At 73.1% G+C, this 18,858-nt stretch carries 17 protein-coding genes and 2 tRNA genes; 13 read left to right on the top strand and 6 right to left on the bottom strand.

All coding sequences use genetic code 11. The annotated features are described in order from the left end of the window. Positions 1–132: 132 nt before the first annotated feature. The 6 genes from ABD54_RS05775 (at position 133) to ABD54_RS05750 (ending at position 5,795) form a co-directional block, all read left to right on the top strand. Complete coding sequence (locus ABD54_RS05775) at positions 133–1,491, top strand: DUF2252 domain-containing protein (RefSeq protein ID WP_047868382.1); 1,359 nt, start codon at positions 133–135, stop codon at positions 1,489–1,491. Between the two features lie 68 nt (positions 1,492–1,559). Continuing rightward, positions 1,560–1,644 (top strand) — tRNA-Ser (locus ABD54_RS05770). Positions 1,645–1,852: 208 nt separating this feature from the next. Further along, complete coding sequence (locus ABD54_RS05765; protein ID WP_047868381.1) at positions 1,853–2,098, top strand: mechanosensitive ion channel family protein; 246 nt, start codon at positions 1,853–1,855, stop codon at positions 2,096–2,098. A 117-nt stretch (positions 2,099–2,215) separates the two neighbouring features. Continuing rightward, positions 2,216–4,225: an NADPH-dependent 2,4-dienoyl-CoA reductase gene (locus ABD54_RS05760; RefSeq protein ID WP_047868380.1), complete on the top strand. Its 2,010-nt coding sequence runs from the start codon at positions 2,216–2,218 to the stop codon at positions 4,223–4,225. Positions 4,226–4,344: 119 nt separating this feature from the next. After that, positions 4,345–5,202, top strand: a complete 858-nt coding sequence (locus ABD54_RS05755) for a Rieske (2Fe-2S) protein (protein WP_047868388.1) — start codon at positions 4,345–4,347, stop codon at positions 5,200–5,202. A gap of 38 nt (positions 5,203–5,240) precedes the next feature. Then, complete coding sequence (locus ABD54_RS05750) at positions 5,241–5,795, top strand: PadR family transcriptional regulator (protein WP_047868379.1); 555 nt, start codon at positions 5,241–5,243, stop codon at positions 5,793–5,795. A 129-nt stretch (positions 5,796–5,924) separates the two neighbouring features. Here ABD54_RS05750 and ABD54_RS05745 read toward each other — a convergent pair whose 3' ends face one another. Next, a complete protein-coding gene (locus tag ABD54_RS05745; RefSeq protein ID WP_235431990.1) occupies positions 5,925–7,184 on the bottom strand; it encodes an ROK family transcriptional regulator in 1,260 nt (419 codons plus the stop codon). A 402-nt stretch (positions 7,185–7,586) separates the two neighbouring features. Between ABD54_RS05745 and ABD54_RS05740 the strand changes: the two genes are divergently transcribed. Continuing rightward, positions 7,587–8,276 carry an alpha/beta hydrolase gene (locus tag ABD54_RS05740; RefSeq protein WP_082166704.1) on the top strand — a complete coding sequence of 230 codons (690 nt, stop codon included), beginning with the start codon at positions 7,587–7,589 and terminating at the stop codon, positions 8,274–8,276. A 44-nt stretch (positions 8,277–8,320) separates the two neighbouring features. Here the strand turns inward: ABD54_RS05740 and ABD54_RS05735 are convergent, their stop codons facing one another. After that, the gene (locus ABD54_RS05735; protein ID WP_082166703.1) at positions 8,321–10,504 is read right to left on the bottom strand and encodes an alpha-galactosidase; all 2,184 of its coding nucleotides are present in this window, start codon (positions 10,502–10,504) and stop codon (positions 8,321–8,323) included. Positions 10,505–10,676: 172 nt separating this feature from the next. Between ABD54_RS05735 and ABD54_RS05730 the strand changes: the two genes are divergently transcribed. Then, positions 10,677–13,151: a glycoside hydrolase family 2 protein gene (locus ABD54_RS05730; protein ID WP_047868376.1), complete on the top strand. Its 2,475-nt coding sequence runs from the start codon at positions 10,677–10,679 to the stop codon at positions 13,149–13,151. Next, a complete protein-coding gene (locus tag ABD54_RS05725) occupies positions 13,151–14,011 on the top strand; it encodes a LacI family DNA-binding transcriptional regulator (protein ID WP_047868375.1) in 861 nt (286 codons plus the stop codon). Before ABD54_RS05730 ends, ABD54_RS05725 begins: the two co-directional genes overlap by 1 nt. Before the next feature lie 232 nt (positions 14,012–14,243). Here ABD54_RS05725 and ABD54_RS05720 read toward each other — a convergent pair. From ABD54_RS05720 to ABD54_RS05705, 4 genes are all read right to left on the bottom strand, one after another. Beyond that, positions 14,244–14,328, bottom strand: a tRNA-Ser gene (locus tag ABD54_RS05720). A gap of 10 nt (positions 14,329–14,338) precedes the next feature. After that, positions 14,339–14,821 carry a nucleoside deaminase gene (locus ABD54_RS05715; protein ID WP_047868374.1) on the bottom strand — a complete coding sequence of 161 codons (483 nt, stop codon included), beginning with the start codon at positions 14,819–14,821 and terminating at the stop codon, positions 14,339–14,341. Then, complete coding sequence (locus tag ABD54_RS05710) at positions 14,818–15,306, bottom strand: tRNA adenosine deaminase-associated protein (protein WP_047868373.1); 489 nt, start codon at positions 15,304–15,306, stop codon at positions 14,818–14,820. The genes ABD54_RS05715 and ABD54_RS05710 overlap by 4 nt, the downstream gene beginning before the upstream one ends. Positions 15,307–15,349: 43 nt before the next feature. Then, positions 15,350–15,850: a tRNA adenosine deaminase-associated protein gene (locus tag ABD54_RS05705; RefSeq protein WP_043705448.1), complete on the bottom strand. Its 501-nt coding sequence runs from the start codon at positions 15,848–15,850 to the stop codon at positions 15,350–15,352. Positions 15,851–16,174: 324 nt separating this feature from the next. On the opposite strand from ABD54_RS05705, the gene upp reads away from it, so the two are divergent. From upp to ABD54_RS05690, 4 genes are all read left to right on the top strand, one after another. Next, positions 16,175–16,828, top strand: a complete 654-nt coding sequence (gene upp, locus ABD54_RS05700) for a uracil phosphoribosyltransferase (protein ID WP_047868372.1) — start codon at positions 16,175–16,177, stop codon at positions 16,826–16,828. Positions 16,829–17,238: 410 nt separating this feature from the next. Continuing rightward, positions 17,239–17,472, top strand: coding sequence for a hypothetical protein (locus ABD54_RS05695; protein ID WP_047868371.1), 234 nt, complete (start codon positions 17,239–17,241; stop codon positions 17,470–17,472). A 308-nt stretch (positions 17,473–17,780) separates the two neighbouring features. After that, positions 17,781–17,942: a hypothetical protein gene (locus ABD54_RS28485; RefSeq protein ID WP_200904049.1), complete on the top strand. Its 162-nt coding sequence runs from the start codon at positions 17,781–17,783 to the stop codon at positions 17,940–17,942. A gap of 18 nt (positions 17,943–17,960) precedes the next feature. Then, a complete protein-coding gene (locus ABD54_RS05690; RefSeq protein WP_047868370.1) occupies positions 17,961–18,470 on the top strand; it encodes a PH domain-containing protein in 510 nt (169 codons plus the stop codon). Positions 18,471–18,858 lie beyond the last annotated feature (388 nt).

The raw sequence follows: 18,858 nt of genomic DNA, 5'->3' as shown, positions 1-18,858 counted from the left end.
GCCCCCTCCCCCGGAGCGCGTCGCCCCCCGAACACCGGCATCGGGCGGAACGCACATCCCATATCAGGCGTCTCATCTCGGGCACGGGGCCCACGGGGCCCGGACCGGCACACACGCAACCTCTCAGAGATCATGGACGGCATGGGCATGCTCGACCGGCTCGATTCCACCGACAGCTCCCCGGAGCGCCGCGACCTCATCGTCGCCACGCTGGAGAACGCCTTCTCGGACCTGATGGCCGCCGACCCGGCGGCGTTCCGCGTCAAGTTCCGCAAGATGGCGGCCAACCCGTTCGCCTTCTACCGGGGCAGCGCCGCGCTCTTCTACGACGACGTCTCGGGCATGGACGACCCCTGGGCGGACGAACGCACCTCGCGGGTGTGGATCCAGGGCGACCTGCACGCGGAGAACTTCGGCACCTACATGGACTCCACCGGGCGGCTGGTGTTCGACGTCAACGACTTCGACGAGGCCTACCTCGGCCACTTCACCTGGGACGTGCTCAGGTTCGCGGCCAGCATCGGGGTGATGGGCTGGCAGAAGGCCCTGTCCGACGAGGACATCAGTGCGCTCCTGCCGCACTACGTCGACGCCTACATCGCCCAGGTGCGCGAGTTCGCGACGACGGGCAACGACTCGGAGTTCTCGCTCAAGCTGGGCAACACCGACGGCACCGTGCACGACGTGCTCCAGAAGACCCGGCTCAACAGCCGCGCCGAGATGCTGTCGTCCATGACGACCCGCGACGGGTACACCCGCCGCTTCGCCGAGGGCCCCCGGGCGCGCCGCCTGGACGACGCGGAGCGGGAACGGGTCCTGGCCGCCTATGAGGCCTACCTGGACACGATCCCCGAGGACCGGCGGTACGCGTCGATCAACTACGCGGTCAAGGACGTGGTGGGCAGCGGCGGCTTCGGGATCGGCTCGGCGGGGCTGCCCGCCTACACCCTGCTCATCGAGGGCCAGTCGGAGGCGTGGGACAACGACATCGTGCTGTCCATGAAGCAGGGCAACGTGGCCGCGCCCTCGCGGGTGGTGACCGACCAGCGCATCATGGACTACTTCCAGCACCACGGGCACCGCACCGCGGTGTCCCAGCGGGCGCTCCAGGCGCACGCGGACCCGCTGCTGGGTCACACCGAGATGGACGCCGTGGGCTTCGTGGTGAGCGAGGTCTCCCCCTACACCAACGACCTGGACTGGGACGACCTCACCGAGCCCGCGGAGATCGCGCCGGTGCTGGACTACCTGGGGCGCGCCACCGCCAAGGCGCACTGCGTGTCCGACTCGCACGCGGACGCCACGCTCGTGCGGGGCCAGACCGAGGAGGCGGTCATGGCGGTGCTCGACGGCCGCGAGGCGGAGTTCACGCGGTGGTGCGTGGACTTCGCGCACCGGTACGCGGCCCAGACCCGGGCCGACTACTCGCTGTTCGTGGACGCCTTCCGCAACAACGCCATCAGCGCGGTGAGGTCCAGCCGGGCCCTGTGATCCCGGGGCCGGGAGGGGACGCGGGAACCTGTTCGGAGCACCCCGTCGCGGCATGTAGAGTTGTTCGCGGAGGATTCGCCTAGTGGCCTAGGGCGCACGCTTGGAAAGCGTGTTGGTGGCAACGCCTCAGGGGTTCGAATCCCCTATCCTCCGCGGCGGCTAGCAGCCGAAACGAAAGGCCCCGACCGGACACCGGTCGGGGCCTTCGTCGTCCGTAGTCTCAGTTTTAGTCTCAGTCGGCCGTTCCGGAGCCGCTGCCGGGGCCTCGCCGGCACCGACGCACAGGTCAGGGGACGGGCACGCGCCCCCAGCCCCCGCTGTCGCGAGCGGGCCGAGACCACGCCGCCGCGGTGACCGCGCCATGCCCGGATGCGCCACCGGGGCAGAACTGCGCGAGGACCCGGAGCACGGCAAGTGGCTCCTGGAGGACCCGGCGGTGTGGGGCGTCACACGCCGGCTTCGCCGACGCGTCAAGGACGCACTCGACGAAGCGGGTGTCGAGATGCCCTTCCCGCAGCGCACGGTCCGGACGCGCCACGATGGCGGCCCGGACGCGGGCTCGGAGGGCAACGGGCACGTCGGCGGCATCGGCCGTCAGCACGGCTGACCCGGAGTCCGCTCCCCCGGTGCACGAGGTGCGCCCAAGACTCTTTTTGCAACTTGTTGCATAATGAGTGCGGGCCGACCGGACACCGGCCCGCGAGGCACCGCGCGAGGAGACGACATGGGCGACTACCCCCACCTGCTGGAACCGCTGGACCTGGGCTTCACCACCCTCGCCAACCGCGTGGTCATGGGCTCCATGCACCTGGGCCTGGAGGAGGCGCCGGGCGGCTTCGAGCGGATGGCCGCCTTCTACGCCGAGCGCGCCCGGGGCGGCGTCGGCCTCATCGTCACCGGCGGCATCGCCCCCAACCCCGAGGGCGCCACCTACAAGGGCGCCGCGAAGATGACCACCGAGGCGGAGGCCGAGGAGCACCGCGTGGTCACCGAGGCCGTGCACCGCGAGGGCGGGCGCATCGCCATGCAGATCCTGCACACAGGCCGCTACGCCTTCAACGAGGACGCGGTGGCGCCGAGCGCGATCCAGGCCCCCATCAGCGCCTTCACTCCCCGGGCGCTCACGGGCGACGAGGTCGGGCGCACCATCGAGGACTTCGCCCGCGCCGCCGAACTCGCCAGGCACGCCGGGTACGACGGCGTGGAGGTCATGGGCTCCGAGGGGTACCTGATCAACCAGTTCATCGCCCGGGCCACCAACAGGCGCGAGGACGACTGGGGCGGCTCCTTCGAGAACCGCATGCGCTTCCCCGTGGAGATCGTGCGGCGCGTGCGCGAACGCGTCGGCGCCGACTTCATCGTGGTCTACCGGCTGTCCATGCTCGACCTGGTTCCCGGCGGCTCCACGTTCGACGAGGTGGTCCGGCTGGCCGAGGCCGTGGAAGAGGCCGGGGCGACCATCATCAACACCGGCATCGGCTGGCACGAGGCGCGCATCCCCACCATCGCCACGTCCGTTCCGCGCGGCGCCTACAGCTGGGTCACCCGCAGGCTCCGGGGCCGGGTGTCCGTGCCGCTCGTCGCGGTCAACCGCATCAACACCCCCGAGGTCGCCGAGGAGATCCTGGCCGGGGGCGACGCGGACATGGTCTCCCTGGCCCGCCCCTTCCTGGCCGACCCCGACTTCGTCGCCAAGGCCGCGGCGGGCACCCCCGAGCGGATCAACACCTGCATCGGCTGCAACCAGGCCTGCCTGGACCACACGTTCAGCCTGAAGGTCAGCTCCTGCCTGGTGAACCCGCGCGCCTGCCACGAGACCGAACTCGTGCTCTCCCCCACCCGCCTGCGCAGGAGGGTGGCCGTCGTGGGGGCCGGACCCGCCGGGCTCGCCTGCTCCGTGTCCGCCGCCGAGCGCGGGCACGAGGTCACGCTGTTCGACGCGGCCGGGGAGATCGGCGGCCAGCTGAACCTGGCCCGCCGCGTGCCGGGCAAGCGGGAGTTCGACGAGACCCTGCGCTACTACCGCGTCCAGCTCGACCGGCACGGGGTGGACGTGCGGCTGGGCGCCAAGGTGGGGGCCGCCGACCTGGAGGGCTACGACGAGGTCGTGCTCGCCACCGGCGTCACCCCGCGCGTGCCGGGGATCCCGGGCGTGGACCACCCCAAGGTGGTGGGCTACGCGGACGTCCTGCGCGGGAACGCCGAGGTCGGCGAGCGCGTGGCGGTCATCGGCGCGGGCGGCATCGGCTTCGACGTGGCCGCCTTCCTCACCGACGGCGGGGGCGACGTCGACACCGGGGAGTTCCTGCGCAGGTGGGGCGTGGACACCGACCCCGCCTCCCGGGGCGGCCTCGGCGAGCCGCTGCGTCCGGCGTCGCCGCGTACCGTGCACCTGGTCCAGCGCAGGGCCGGCAAGGTCGGCGCGGGCCTGGGCAAGACGACCGGGTGGATCCACCGGCTGGAGCTGCGCCACCGCGGCGTGGAGACGGTAGCGGGGGTTGAGTACGACCGGATCGACGACGAGGGCCTGCACCTGACCGTCGACGGGGAGAAGCGCGTGCTCGACGTGGACACCGTCGTGGTGTGCGCGGGCCAGGAACCGCTCCGGGACCTCGCCGACGAGCTGACCGCCTCGGGCCGCGCGGTCCACCTGATCGGCGGCGCCGACGAGGCGGCCGAACTCGACGCCAAGCGCGCGATCGACCAGGGCACCCGCCTGGCCGCCGCGCTGTGACGCCCGCCCCGGCCTCCCGGCGCAGGAGCAGCGGGAGGCCGGGGAAAGCCGGGTTCAAGGATCCGCGCGGCCGCGTGTCCCGTGAGTGGCACGTGCGCACCCCGGGTAGCCGCACCACCATGAGAATCGGTGAACGCATCCGCCGGATCGAACGCGACGAGCAGCTCGACCCCGCGGTCTCCAGCATGAAGAACCTGGCCGAGCGGATCCCGTCCGGCACCGTCCGCGACATGCTGCACGGGGTCCAGCTCGGGCACCCCGTCCATCCGATCCTGGTGCAGCTGCCCCTCGGTACGTGGATGGCGGCGGTCCTGCTGGACTCGCTGCCCGGGGACCACCGCCGCAGCGCGCACGCGCTGGTCAACGCGGGTCTGGTCACGACCCTGCCCGCCGTGGTGAGCGGCCTGGCGGACTGGGCGCAGCAGCACGAGCGCCAGCAGCGCGTAGGCGTGGTGCACGCGGCGACCAACGGCGTCGGCACCCTGCTGTTCGGCGCCTCCTCGCTGGCCCGGGCCCGCGGCCGCCAGGGCTGGGGGAGGTTCCTGGCGCTGGTCGGCGTGGGCGTGGTCGGCCTGAGCGGATCCCTGGGCGGGCACATGGCCTACTACCGGTCGGCGGGCGCCAACAGCGCCGACCACCTGGTCGACCTGCTGCCCGGGGGCTGGCACGACCTCGGCCCGCTGGACGGCTTCGACGACGGCGGTCTCGGCGGGGGCGACGTGGCGGGCGTCCCGGTCCTGGTGGCGCGGACGGGCGGCTCCGTGAGCGCGATGCTGGGCACGTGCCCGCACATGGGCGCTCCCCTGGCCGGGGGCGAGCGGGTGGACGGGTGCGTTCGCTGCCCCTGGCACGGCAGCGAGTTCCGCCTGGACGACGGGACGGTGGTCCACGGGCCCGCGACAGCTCCGCCGCAGGTCCTGGAGGCGTCGGTCGTGGAGGGCAGGGTCATGGTCCGCCTCCCCGAGTCCGCCCCGTGACGGAACGCGGCCCCCGCGGCGCTGCCTAGAATGCGCCCATGTCCCTGCCCCACGCCATCCTGACCGCCCTGTTGGAGAAGCCCTCGTCCGGGCTGGAGCTGGCCCGGCGCTTCGACCGCTCGATCGGGTACTTCTGGTCGGCCACCCACCAGCAGATCTACCGGGAGCTGGGCAAGCTGGAGCGGGCGGCGCTGATCCGGGCGCTGGCGACGGACGGGCCGACCCGCGGAGGGCGCAAGGAGTACGAGGTGCTGCCCGCGGGGCGGGAGGAGCTGGAGCGCTGGGTGGACCTGCGCGAGGACCCCAGGGCCTCCCGCGACCCGCTGCCGCTGCGGCTGCGCGCCGCCGGGGTGGTGGGCGTGCGCGGCCTGGTGGCGGAACTGCGCCGCCACCGCGACCTGCACCTGCTGCGGCTGGAGGAGTACCGCGGGTTCGAGCGGCGCGACTACCCGGACGGGCCCGTCACCGAACGGGAGCGGGTCCAGCGCCTGGTGCTGCTCGGCGGTATCGACGTGGAGGCCGGGTGGGTGGCGTGGCTGACCCGCGCCGTCGAGGAGCTGGAGTGCGCCGGGGAGGGCGCCCCGGACGCCTGACCGCGTCCCCGAGGGCGCCCCGGACGCCTGGCGGCGACGGCCCGGGGCGCCCGGCACCGGGTGGACGGTGTTCCGTCGGGTCCCGGACGCTCGACCGGACCGGCCCCCGCGGGCGGTCCCGTGGGTTGCTCAGTCCCAGTCCGCCCCGGACTCCGACAGGTTCGCGGGCAGGCGCAGCCCGGGGCGCAGCGGAACCAACTGGCCCTGCAGGACCATGGCCGCCGCGCCGATGGCGGGCGCGGTCGCGGCCGACGTGGACATGCGCACCTCGACCGGGTGGGCGGCGCGCGCGAAGAAGGCCCGGTCCAGCTCCTCCTGGATGACGGGCAGGTAGACCGACCCCGCCGCGGCCAGGCTCGAACCGGTCAGCACCAGCAGGTCCAGGTCCATCAGGTTGGCCAGCGTGCGGACCGCCACCGCCAGGCGGCGGGCGGAGCGGTCCAGCAGGGCGCGGGCGGTGGGCTGGCCCAGGCGGGCCGCGCGGACCACGGCGGTGAACTCCGCGCCCACCGACGGCCGGACCCGGCCGCCGTCCCCGGTGAGGCCGGCGGTGCGGGCGAGCTCCCCGTCGGCCCGGGCGGCCGCCACCACGGCGGCCGGACCGGCGACCGCCTCGGCGCACCCGCGTCCGCCGCACCAGCACAGCGGCCCGTCAACGTCCAGGCACACGTGCCCGATCTCCCCGGCGTTGCCGCTGGCCCCGTGGTAGGGGATGCCGTTGACCAGGACCCCGGCGCCGACGCCGGTGCCCATGTACACGGCGGCGAAGATGGACGACCCGCCGACCACTCCGGACCAGTACTCGCCGAGGGCTGCGGCGGTCGCGTCGTTGCCCGGCACCACGGGCAGGCCGACCGCGCCCTCCAGTTCCTCGGCCGCCGGGTAGTCGGCCCAGTGCCGCAGCGAGGGGTGCCGGTGGAGCGCGCCGGTCGGGGCGACCAGCCCGACGCCGAGCACCCGCTCGCGGTCCACTCCGGCGCCCTCCACCAGGGCCTCCACCTGACGGGACATGCGGTAGGTGGTCTCGGCGGGGTCCTCGTCCCGGTTCACCCCGGCGCGGGTCATGCGGGAGACCACGGCGCCGGTGAGGTCGATGAGGGCGTAGGTGATGCCGATGGGATCGATGTGGACGCCCACGGCGTAGCGCGACTCCCGGTTGAGCCGGAGCAGGACGCGCGGCTTGCCGCCGGTGGACTCGGCGCGCCCGGTCTCCAGGACCAGGCCGTCGTCGATGAGCCTGCGGACGACGGTGGAGATGGTGGCGCCGGTGAACCCCGTGGCCTCCACCAGTCCCACGCGGCTGATCGTGCCCGCGGCACGGATGACGTCGAGGACCGCCGCCCTGCTCGTCGTGTGCGGGATCACCCGTGACGGCCCGCCCAATGCCACCTCCACCACCTCGACGGCCGGCCCCCGGCCGCGGTCCGTGCCGTACTCTCCCCCGCTCCGGGACGCCGCGTCCGCGCGCGGACCGCCCGGGTCGCGTCGCCGGGGCCTGTCGCGTCGCGTCCGCGCGCGGGGCCCGCCCCTTCGCGTCCGGCGGGCGAGTGTGGGCCAAGTTTCGCGCCCGCGCGCGGGTACGGCAACCCGGCCCCTCCTCCGCGCCGCGCCCGCACGGGGACGACACGTGCGGTGCCCGCCGTCGGGGGTGCGGGCGGGTCCCGTGGCGCGCACGCGCACGGGGGCGAAGCCCCGGGCAATCCGGCACGGCCCCGGCGCCGAAGAACCCGGGGAGACCGAACCGAGCGGCGCCGGGCCGCGCGGTCCCCCTCAGAAGGGAGTTCACCGAGGATGCGGGATTCTCCCACGCGCCGCCCCAGGTCGGCGGAGCGTGCCCTCGGGCCGCTCGGCCCATGGATCACCCGGTGGGCGCCGTCCCGCCCGGTGGCCGCGGTCGCGATCGTGCTGCACGGCGGCCAGGTCACCGGACTGATGAGCACGGATCGGAGTCAGCTCGCCGTCCGGCGGATGGACCCGTTCGCCTCCGCGCTGGCCCGCGCGCACGGCGACCGGGGGCTGGCCGTGTGGCGGGTGCGCAACCGCGTGCGCGGCTGGAACGGCGACGGCCGGTCGTCCCTGGAGGACGCCGGACGCGCGGTCGACGAGGTCAGGCGCCGTCTGGGCGGCGTGCCGGTGGTCCTCGTCGGCCACTCTCTGGGCGGGCGCGTGGCCCTGCGCTCGGGCGGGGTGCCCGGGGTGCGCGGCGTCGCGGCGCTGGCCCCGTGGCTTCCCGAGGGGGAACCGGTGGAACAGTTGGCGGGCCGACGCGTGCTCCTCGCCCACGGCTCCCGCGACCTGACCACCAGCCCCCGGGCGTCGGCCGAGCACACCGCGCGGATCGCCCGCGTGGCGGAGTCCGCGGAGTTCGTCCGGGTGCCCCTGGACGTGCACGCGATGCTGCGCTGGCGCACCTGGAACCGCCTGGTCACAGACTTCGCGGGCGCGGTGCTGGACGCCTGCGCCCGGGAGCCTCGGGGATAGCCCCGCCGCGCCCGGACCGCCCGCGCACCGGCCCGCGGCCGGGTTCAGAGCCGGGTGGCGCGCACCAGGACCAGCCGTTCCGGGAAGAGCACCGGCGCTTGGAGGCCCGCGCGCTCCAGCGCCGCGCCCCTGACCCGGACGCCCTCGGGGGTCCACCAGGGCAGCGGTACCCCCCACCGGTGGGCGTTGCCGTCGGGCACGTCCCCCGGCGCCTGCGGGCGGATCCGGTAGACCGCCTCGGGGCTCAGGCCCGGCAGCCGGACCGGCCCGGTCGGGTACAGCTCCGAGGTCCCCGCGGCGACGATCGCGTAGAGCGCCTCGGACCGGTCCTCGGCGACCACGCCGTGCACCCGGACCGCCGGGTCCGGGTGGTCGCCGTGCACGGCGGTCCCCGTGTGCAGCAGACCCCGCAGCTCCTTGTACAGCTCCACCCACTCCCGCAGTCGGGCCAGCTCGGCGTCGTCGGCCCGGGTGAGGTCCCATTCGATCCCGAAGTGCCCGAACAGGGCGGTTCCGGCCCGGAAGTCGACGGTGTGGCGGCGGTCGGTGGTGTGCGCGGCGCCCGCCCCCACGTGGGTGCCCATCAGCTCCAGCGGGACGAGCGCGTTGGTCCACCGCTGGATGTCCTGCCGTTCCAGGGCGTCGATGCAGTCGGAGACCCACACGCGGTCGGTGCGCTCCAGCACTCCCAGGTCCACCCGCCCGCCGCCGGACGAGCAGGACTCGATCTCCACGCCCGGGTGGCGGCGGCGCAGTTCGTCCATCAGCCGGTAGACCGCCAGCGTCTGGCCGTGGACCCCGGCCCGCCCGGTCGGCCGGTGTCCGGCGTCCACCAGGTCCCGGTTGTGGTCCCACTTGAGATAGGAGACCGGGTAGGCGGACAGCAGGTCGTCCAGGCGCTCCAGGACGTACGCGAACGCCTCCGGGCGGGCCAGGTCGAGCACCTGCTGGGAGCGCGCCGGCCGGGGCAGCCGGTCGCCCGCGGCCATGATCCAGTCGGGGTGCGCGCGGGCCAGGTCGGAGTCCTCGTTGACCATCTCCGGCTCCACCCACAGCCCGAACCGCATGCCCAGCCCGGTGACGTGGTCGGTGAGCGGGCCCAGCCCGTCCGGCCACGCCTCGTCGGAGACGTACCAGTCGCCGAGGCCGCGCCGGTCGTCGCGGCGCGAGCCGAACCAGCCGTCGTCGAGCACGAACCGTTCGGCGCCCACACGGGCGGCGGCGTCGGCCAGCTCGCGCAGCCGGTCGAGGTCGTGGTCGAAGTACACGGCCTCCCAGGTGTTGACGACCACCGGGCGCGGGGTGGAGGGGTGGTGCGGGCGCGAGCGCAGGTACCGGTGGAAGCGGGCGGAGACCTCGTCCAGGCCGCGCCCGTGCGAGCCGTACTGCCACGGGGTGGTGTAGGACTCCCCTTCGGCCAGCACGACCTCCCCGGAGAGCAGCAGCTCGCCCGAGCCCAGCAGGGACACCGCGTGGTAGGTGCGCTCGGCGAAGGTGCGGTGGTTGCCCGACCAGGCCGTGTGCACGGCCCACACCTCGCCGGAGCGGTTGCCGGAGCCGTGCGTTCCCGCGGCCAGCAGGTGGGCCGCGTCGTACCCCGTGCGCCCGGTGCGGTTCTCGCGCATCCGCAGGCCCTGGGTGAAGGCGGTCCGCTGCGGGCTGCGCTCGCGCATGTGGCGCCCGCCGAAGTCGAGCAGCTCGACCGCCTCGGCGGGGACGGGGAGGACGAGGTTGACGGCGTCCACGGCGAAGGGGGACGCGGCCCCGTTGGTGACGGTGGCTCGCTGGCGGACCAGGCCCGAGGGGGTCAGCTCGACCACGAGGTCCAGGGCGAGCCCGGCCCTGGCGTCCTCGGCGCGGACGGTCAGGCGCCCGCCCGCCGGGGAGCCGTGCTCCACCGCGGACTCGCGCACGCGGAAGGCGGTGGAGAAGTCGGCGCCGCCCCGGTTGCCGACCAGGCCCGGCGTGCCGAGCCAACCGGCGGACTGCTCGGGGAGCACGGCCACCTCCACCGGCCCGTCCACGGAGAACCCGATGGGCTGCGGGCTCAGGGCCAGGCGCAGGTCGTCCAGCTCCCCGCGGGAGAGGTCGCCCAGGTCGGAGCCCCAGTGCAGGACCCGGGGCAGGGTCTGGCCGGTCAGGTCCAGTAGGAGGCTCACCCCGGCGGCGCGCAGGTGGGGGAGGTCGGAGCCGCCGGAGAGGGGGCGGTGCGATGCCACTGTCGCCACGTCCTTCGTGGTCGGGAACAGGGTTGACTTACTTTATTCGGAAAAGTAAGAATCCCTGAGGTGGTTGGTTCACGCAAGGGGGACCGCCGCCCGACGACGACCTCGACGCCACGCGGAGCGTGCTCCGCGCACACGCCGGCGTCCCCGCCCCCGAAGCCCCCGAGAGGCACAGATGATCCGTCACACCCTGCACGACGGCTGGCGGCTGTCCGCGACGAGCGGGCCCGTCCCGGAGAACGTCGCGGGCCGCACCGTCCCCGCCCAGGTCCCGGGAAGCACCCACCTGGACCTGCTGGCCGCCGGGCTGATCCCCGAGCCCTACCTGGACAGCAACGAGACCGAGCTGTCCTGGATGCACCGCGCGGGCTGGCGCTACTCCCTCACCTTCGAGGCCGACGCGGTCGAGGACGGCGAGCGCGTCGACCTGGCCTTCGACGGCCTGGACACGGTGGCCACCGTGGAGCTCAACGGCACAGTGCTCGGCACCACCGCCAACATGCACCGCGGGTACCGCTTCGACGTGCGCGACGCGCTGCGCGCCGGGGCCAACGAGCTCGTGGTCGCCTTCCGGTCCGCGCTGGAGTACGCCGAGGAGGTCCGCGAAGAGCTCGGCGAGCGGCCGCACACCAACACGCACCCGTACAACATGGTCCGCAAGATGGCCTGCTCCTTCGGCTGGGACTGGGGGCCCGACCTCCAGACCGCCGGAATCTGGAAGCCCGTGCGCCTGGAGCGGTGGCGCACCGCCCGCCTGTCCCAGGTGCGCCCGCTGGTCACCGTCGGCGAGGACGGCACCGGCCGGGTGGAGGTGCACGCCGACGTCGAGTGGTCCGGGACCGCTCCCGGCTCCGGCCTGGTCCTGGCGGCCGAGGTCGCCGGTGTGCGGGCCGCCGCCGAGGTGTCTCCCGGCGCGGAGAGCGGCGTGGTCGTGGTCGAGGTGCCCGACGCCCGCCTGTGGTGGCCGGCCGGCCACGGCGACCAGCCCCTGTACGACCTGTCCGTCACCCTGACCGCGGACGGGGAGGCCGGGCCGCTGGGCTCCGAGGACCGCCGCGTGGGCTTTCGCACCATCACCGTGGACACCGCTCCCGACGAGCACGGCACCCCCTTCACCGTCGTGGTCAACGGCAAGCCGATCTTCGTCAAGGGCGCCAACTGGATCCCCGACGACCACTTCCTCACCCGGATCACGCGCGAGCGCCTGGCCCGGCGTGTGGACCAGACCCTCGGCGCGCACATGAACATGCTGCGCGTGTGGGGCGGCGGGATCTACGAGAGCGAGGACTTCTACGACGTCTGCGACGAGCGCGGCGTCCTCGTGTGGCAGGACTTCCTCCTGGCCTGCGCCGCCTACCCCGAGGAGGAGCCGCTGTGGAGTGAGTTCGAGGCCGAGGCCCGGGAGAACGTCGCGCGCCTGACCTCGCACGCCTCGCTGGCGCTGTGGAACGGCGGCAACGAGAACCTCTGGGGCTTCATGGACTGGGGCTGGCAGGAGCGGCTCGGGGACCGGACCTGGGGCTACGGCTACTACACCGACCTCTTCCCCCGCGTCGTGGCCGAGCTCGACCCCACCCGGTTCTACGCCGACGGCAGCCCCTACACCCCGGGGTACGCCCCGAAGGAGGTCCACCCCAACGACGAGGCGCACGGCACGCGCCACGAGTGGACCGTGTGGAACCAGACCGACTACCGGGCCTACCAGGACCACGTGCCCCGGTTCTGCTCGGAGTTCGGCTTCCAGGGGCCGCCCACCTGGGCCACCCTCACCGACTGGGTGCACGACGAGCCGCTCACGCCCACCTCGCCCGCCTTCCTGCTGCACCAGAAGGCCCAGGACGGCAACGGCAAGCTCGCCCGGGGCCTGTCGGCCCACCTGCCCGCGCCCAGGAGCTTCGAGGACTGGCACTGGGCCACCCAGCTCAACCAGGCCCGCGCGGTGGCGTTCGGCATCGAGCACTTCCGGTCCTGGTGGCCGCGCACCGCGGGCGCCCTGGTCTGGCAGATCAACGACTGCTGGCCGGTCACCTCCTGGGCGGCCGTGGACGGCGAGGAGCGACCCAAGCCCCTCTGGTACGGGCTGCGCCGCGCCTACGCACCGCGCCTGCTCACCGTCCAGCCCAGGGACGGGCGGCTGGTGCTGGTGGCCGTCAACGACACCGACGAGGCCTGGTCGGAGCCGGTCAGCGCGGAGCGCCAGACCTTCGGGGGCGAGGTGCTGCACAGCGCTAGGATCGAGCTGGCGGTGCCGCCCCGTTCCGCGGCGGAGTTCGACCTGGCCCGGGAGCTGCTCGCGGCCGGGGACGCGAAGGAGGAGGTGCTCGTGGCCACGACCCGCGACGCCCGCCTCGTGCGGCCCTTCCGCGAGGACGTCCACCTGTCCTACGACCCGGACGCGCTGACCGCCACCGCCTCGCCCGTGGAGGGCGGCTACCGGGTGGAGGTGCGCGCCTCGTCCTTCGCCAGGGACGTCTCCGTGCTGGCCGACCGGGTGGCCCCCGACGCAGAGGCGGACGACATGCTCGTGGACCTGCTGGCCGGGGAGACGCACAGCTTCTTCGTGCGCACCGGAGCGGAGGTCGACCCGGCGGCGCTGACCGCCGCCCCCGTCCTGCGCTCGGCCAACTCCCTGCGCGCGCGGCGGGCGTGATGGACGGGTCCGGGACCGGAGGCGCGGTCGGGCTGGTCCTGGCCAGGCCGCGCCGCCTGCTGAGCACAGAGCCCTTCTTCATGGAGTTCATCGCCGGGATCGAGGAGCGGATGGCCGAGCGCGACATGTCGGTCCTGCTGCACCTGGTGACCGGCCGGGAGGCCGAGCTGGCCGCCTATCGCCGGTGGGCGGAGCGGCGGCTGGTGGACGCGGTCGTGGTGGTCAACCCGACCGAGGGGGACGAGCGCCCGACCGTGCTGCGCGAGCTGGGCCTGCCCGCCGTGGTCGCGGGCAGCCCGGTCCCGGACCCAGCCGCGCCCACCGTCCTGACCGACCACGTGTCACCGGTCCGGACGGCGCTGGAGCGCCTGATCGAACTGGGCCACAGGCGCGTCGCCCGGGTGACCGGGCCGGTGGAGCTGCTGCACACACGCGCCCGCACGGAGGCCCTCGCGGAGGGCTGCCGGGCGGCCGGGCTCCCCGCCCCGGTGGTCCTGGAGGGCGACTACTCCCACGAGTCGGGCGCCCGGCTCACCGGCGAGCTGCTCAAGCGGGAGGAACCGCCGACGGCGGTCCTGTACGACAACGACGTGATGGCGGTCGCCGGGCTGGACGCCGCCCGCGGCCTGGGCGTGCGGGTCCCCGAGCAGCTGAGCATGGTGGCCTGGGACGACTCGACCGTGTGCCGCCTGGCCGAGCCCGCGCTCACCACCATGAGCGTGGACGTGTACCGGTACGGGGCCGCGGTCGCGGAGTCGGCCCTGGAGTGCGCCGACGGGGCGGCCGTGGCGGAGCGTTGGTCGCCGGCGGCGCGCTTCGTGCCCCGGGGCAGCACCGGCCCGGCCCCCGCCGGGGAGTAGCCGCACCGGCTTGTCGGCTTGTCGATCCGTCGGCTTGTCGGCCTGTCGACGGGACGACCTGTCGACAGGCCGACAGGCCGCTCCGGGGCCGCGGTCCGGCCGCCGGAACCCGACCCGGGGAACGCGAAGGGCCGGTTGCTCCGCGCCGCGCACACCGTGCGTCGGCTCGGACCAACCGGCCCTCGCTACCTCTACCGGTCCCGCGTTCACCTGGGTGAACGTGGACCTCGTGCGGTGGAGGAGGGATTTGAACCCTCGAAGGGTTGCCCCTTACCCGCTTTCGAGGCGGGCGCCATCGGCCACTAGGCGACTCCACCGCGAGACACTCTACCGGATACGGCGCCGTGCGAAAAACCGGCTCAGGAGATCGGAGCACCTGTCCGAGAGCTCCCGCGGCACCAGGTCCGGCGGGACGACCTCAGGGCGGTGGTTGAGGCGGGGGTCGCGGACCGCGTCCCACACCGATCCGGCCGCGCCCGCCTTGGCGTCCCGCGCGCCGTAGACCAGCCGGTCCACGCGGGAGAGCACCGTCGCGCCCGCGCACATCGTGCAGGGTTCGAGGGTGACCACCAGGGTGCAGCCGCCCAGCCGCCACTCGCCGCGCGCTCGTGCGGCGGCCCGCAGCGCCAGCACCTCGGCGTGGGCGGTGGGGTCGCCGGTGGCCTCGCGCTCGTTGCGTCCGGCGCCCAGGACGGCGCCGTCGGCGTCCAGCACGACCGCGCCCACCGGCACGTCGCCCGTCTCCAGCGCGGCCTCGCCCTCGGCGATCGCCGCGCGCAGAGCGGAGGCGAGGACGTCCCGCCCGATCACAGCCTCATACCGTCGAGGATCTCGGCGAAGCCCGCGCGCTCGGCCACCACGGCCAGGACGTCGCTGGGCAGGACCCCGCCGCCGACGGACAGGGAGCGCAGCTCCTCCTCGGTCAGGCCCAGGTCGGAGAGCAGGTCCCCGTCGCCGTCGGGCCGCGGGTCGGGCCGGGCTCCGGCGCTCTCGGAGGGCGGCGGAGCGCCCAGCCCCCCGGCCTCGGAGAGCACCGAGGCCAGCGGATGGTCGTGCACCACCCGCGCGTCGGAGAGGTACACGCGCGGCTCAGCGCCGTCGTCGTCGGCGCGTACGATGGCGAACCACTCGTCGTCGGCCTCCACGAGCAGGATCGAGCCCCCGCTGCCCCGGTCGGTCGCGAAGTCGAGCATCAGTTCGGTGACGTCGTCGATGACGTCCACGTCCCCGAGTTCGACCTCGGTTCCCCGCCACGTCCTCCCGTTGGGAGCGAAGACCGCTGCGAAGGTCGACACCGCGTGCTCTCCTGTCCGCCCGGATGCTCTTCTCGGCAGGTCCTTACCCCATACCGTCCAGTACACGCTGGAAGGACTGGGCGAATCCCAGCCGCTCGGACACGCTGGCCAGCACCTCGTCGGGGTACAGGTCCAGATCGCCCGCCAGGGCGCCCAGCTCCATCTCGTCCAGCCCCAGGTCGGCCACGATGGACAGGTCGCCCGCGGGCAGCACCTGGTCGAGGTCGTCGTCGTCCGGCTGGTCGATGTCCAGGTAGTCCAGGACGTCCCGGGCCACCTGCCAGTCCACGGACGCGGTCACGTCGGACAGGAAGAGGGAGACGTCCTCGCCGTAGACCCGCACGATGACGAAGAAGTCGTCGCCGACCGAGACCAGGCCGAGTGAGCCGCTGATGCTCGGCTGCTGGCGCAGGGCGTGGATCAGCCCCTTGAGGTCGTGCGTCAGGGTCACGGGGAGCAGGTCGACGTCCCAGTACTCCTCTTCCCTGTACGCGATGGCCGCGAAGTCGCCCGAGTCGTCGTCACCATGATCGAGCACTGTCATCGTCACCCCAACCCGGCCGGTGTATCGGTGCGGACGAAGGAATCCCGGATCGCCCGTGCGAGTGACATGGTAACGATCACTCCGGTGCCACCGTCCCACTCGGTCCGCGTCATTCCGGACCACGCTCTCATGAGAACCGGATCCCCGCTCGCCCCTCCGCCCTCCCCGCGGCCCCCGGGCGCCCCCGGCCGCGCGGCCGCACCGGCCCCGAGAGGGGACCACGCGGCCCGCGGCGCCTCCGGCCCGGTGGACGCGCGCGGTTAGACTCGGGCAGGCCCCCTCCCCAGCCACCGTCTTGTTGTCCCAGCTCAACCGGAGAACGCTTTGGAAACCCTGGTCGTCGACCACCCCCTGGTCGCGCACAAACTGACCACCCTGCGCGACGTGGGTACCGACTCCCCGACCTTCCGGCGCCTGACCGACGAGTTGGTGACCCTGCTCGCCTACGAGGCGACCCGGGACGTTCGAGTGACGGACGTCACCATCCGGACCCCGCTCGTGGAGACCACCGGAACGCAGTTGACGCGCCCCACTCCGCTCGTGGTGCCGATCCTGCGCGCGGGCCTGGGCATGCTCGACGGGATGACCCGTCTGCTGCCCACCGCCGAGGTCGGCTTCCTCGGGATGGCCCGCGACGAGGACACCCTCCAGCCCGCCACCTACGCCGACCGGTTGCCGCAGGACCTGTCCGGCCGCCAGTGCTACGTGCTGGACCCCATGCTGGCCACGGGCGGCACCCTGGCCGCCGCTCTCAAGCTCCTGGTGGAGCGGGGCGCCGACCACATCACCGCGATCTGCCTGCTCGCCGCCCCCGAGGGCCTGACCGCGGTGGAGCAGCGGCTCGCCGAGGACCTGGACCCCGACCACGGCGCGACCCTGCGCGTGGTCACGGCCGCGGTGGACGAGCGGCTCAACGAGCAGGGCTTCATCCTGCCGGGGCTGGGCGACGCGGGCGACCGCCTCTACGGCTGCTCCTGAGACACACCCGGCCCGTCCGCCCCCAGCGCCCGCCGGATCACGGTTGGGCGCTTTTTCGGCTCTTTTTGCGACCGGAGGAATGAACGACCGAAAATCGGGCATGCATGCCGCGGACTCTCCCGTCCGCCCTGGTGGACACGGCGAGCCGGCGCTAGCGCCGACACGGCTTTGCATTAGCCGAATTCATTTCGAGACGGTAATGTAACAGAGAGGAGCGATGATGGTTCCCGCACGCCCGTAAGCGGAGACCAGCCGGACCGAAACGCCCCCTCATCCCAGATCTCCCTCTCAGCCCGCTGACACCGCACGCCCGAGCCTCCTCCGGCGCGGCGCTTCGTCCACCCTCCAGCGGCTACCGAAAGATCCCGAAAGAACACAAAGCGCGACCCCCGTAGCCCCCAAGGAGTGAGATGAACGAGAACCCCTCCACCTCGACCGCCCGCGACTCTCGCTTCGAACCGGTGCGGAGCCGGCTGGCCGAGGAGTTCTCCGACGTGCACCACACCTCCACCGTCACGCGGTGCGTGGACGCTGCGCGGCACGGGGCCGAGGACGTGACCGGCAAGGCCACCCCCGACCTCGTGGAGCGGATCGCCCGACAGCACCTCCAGGTGCTCGCGCTGGCCTTCGCCGAGCAGCTCTAGGGGATCCGAGCGGCCCCTACCGAGGTTTTCGGCCTGTCCGAACTCCGGTGGCCTACACAGGGGGAGATGAATTACCCCTTTATATCCAGCAGTGTCCTTAATGTCATAGTCCTTGCTGGACCTGAACCACATTCCGGACCACCAATCACTGGGTTACCAACACCACCGGAACCGGACACAGCCCGCATGCGAGGAAGGTCCGACATACCGCCACGCCGAGGGTGCGCCCCAGGCTTTACGGGCATGATGGTCGGTGCGACAATCACTGCTGGGTTGGTGGGTCAGGTGGATTCCAAGAGGAGTCAGTCGTGGCGAAGTTGAAAAAATGGGGCGGCTACGCGCTCATCGCTTTCGTGGCGTTCTATCTGCTCACGCAGCCGGAAAGCGCCGCCGGTGTGATCGAGAGCGCTCTGGGCGGTCTGATGGGGGGCGCGGAGTCGATGTCCCGTTTCGTCAACGCGCTCCTGTAACCGGAACGGTCGGGTGGCATGCGGCTCGTAGCGTCGAGTAACAGCGCTCCTGCGTCGGTCAACCGCTACCTCCTGCCGCACGAGCAGGACGTGGTGACCATCCGTCGGCACCCCGCGGTGCTGATCGGTCCGGTCGGAGCGGTCCTCGGCGCGCTGATCGTCGCCGGGATCCTCAGCAACACCTCCATCGCCGCCAGCGCCGCGACGCTGGCGATCATCTGGTGGGTGTGGCTGCTGGTGTTGGTGTGGTTCGTGTGGCGGGTAGCGGAGTGGTCGGTGGACTACTTCGTCATCACCTCCGCACGGCTCCTGCTGACCACCGGCCTGATCGTCCGGCAGGTGAACATGATGCCGCTGGGCAAGGTCACCGACATGAGGTTCGAGCGGACCCTGCTGGGCCGCTTCCTCGGTTACGGGACCTTCGTGATGGAGTCGGCCGGTCAGGACCAGGCCCTGAGCCGGATCGACTTCATCCCCTACCCGGAGCAGCTCTACCTGGAGGTCGTGGGGCTCATCTTCAAGGAGTGACGCCGCACATCAAGGCCCACGCGGAGCACCCGCCGTCCCGGCGGGTGCTCTCGCCGTGTTCGGGCCCCTGCCGGGCGGGCGGGAGGCGGGCCCGGGTGGACCGGTGGCCGTCGTACACGGCCGGGGCCCTCCGGTGCCGCCGGGCGCACGGCCGGACCGGGTGCCCGATTCGCACCTTGTTCACCTTGTGTTCACCTTTCCTTCGAGTGACACACTCCTTTCCCCGGCACAGGTCAACGGACTGTCACACACGGCGTTCGACTCATCACGCATAGAACCCGCCGACCTGGGCAGGTCTCCAAGCAGGCCTCACCCGGAGGCCGAAGCCCCGATGGACCACGCCCACGAAATCCGGCGAATTGACTCGAAGGTGAACGTAGGGTTAACT

Source organism: Nocardiopsis sp. RV163 (assembly GCF_001029525.1).
In the GTDB taxonomy this organism is placed as follows: Bacteria; Actinomycetota; Actinomycetes; order Streptosporangiales; family Streptosporangiaceae; genus Nocardiopsis; species Nocardiopsis dassonvillei.
The sequence above is the reverse complement of the archived record's forward strand: the minus strand, read 5'-3'. Positions and strand labels throughout refer to the sequence as shown.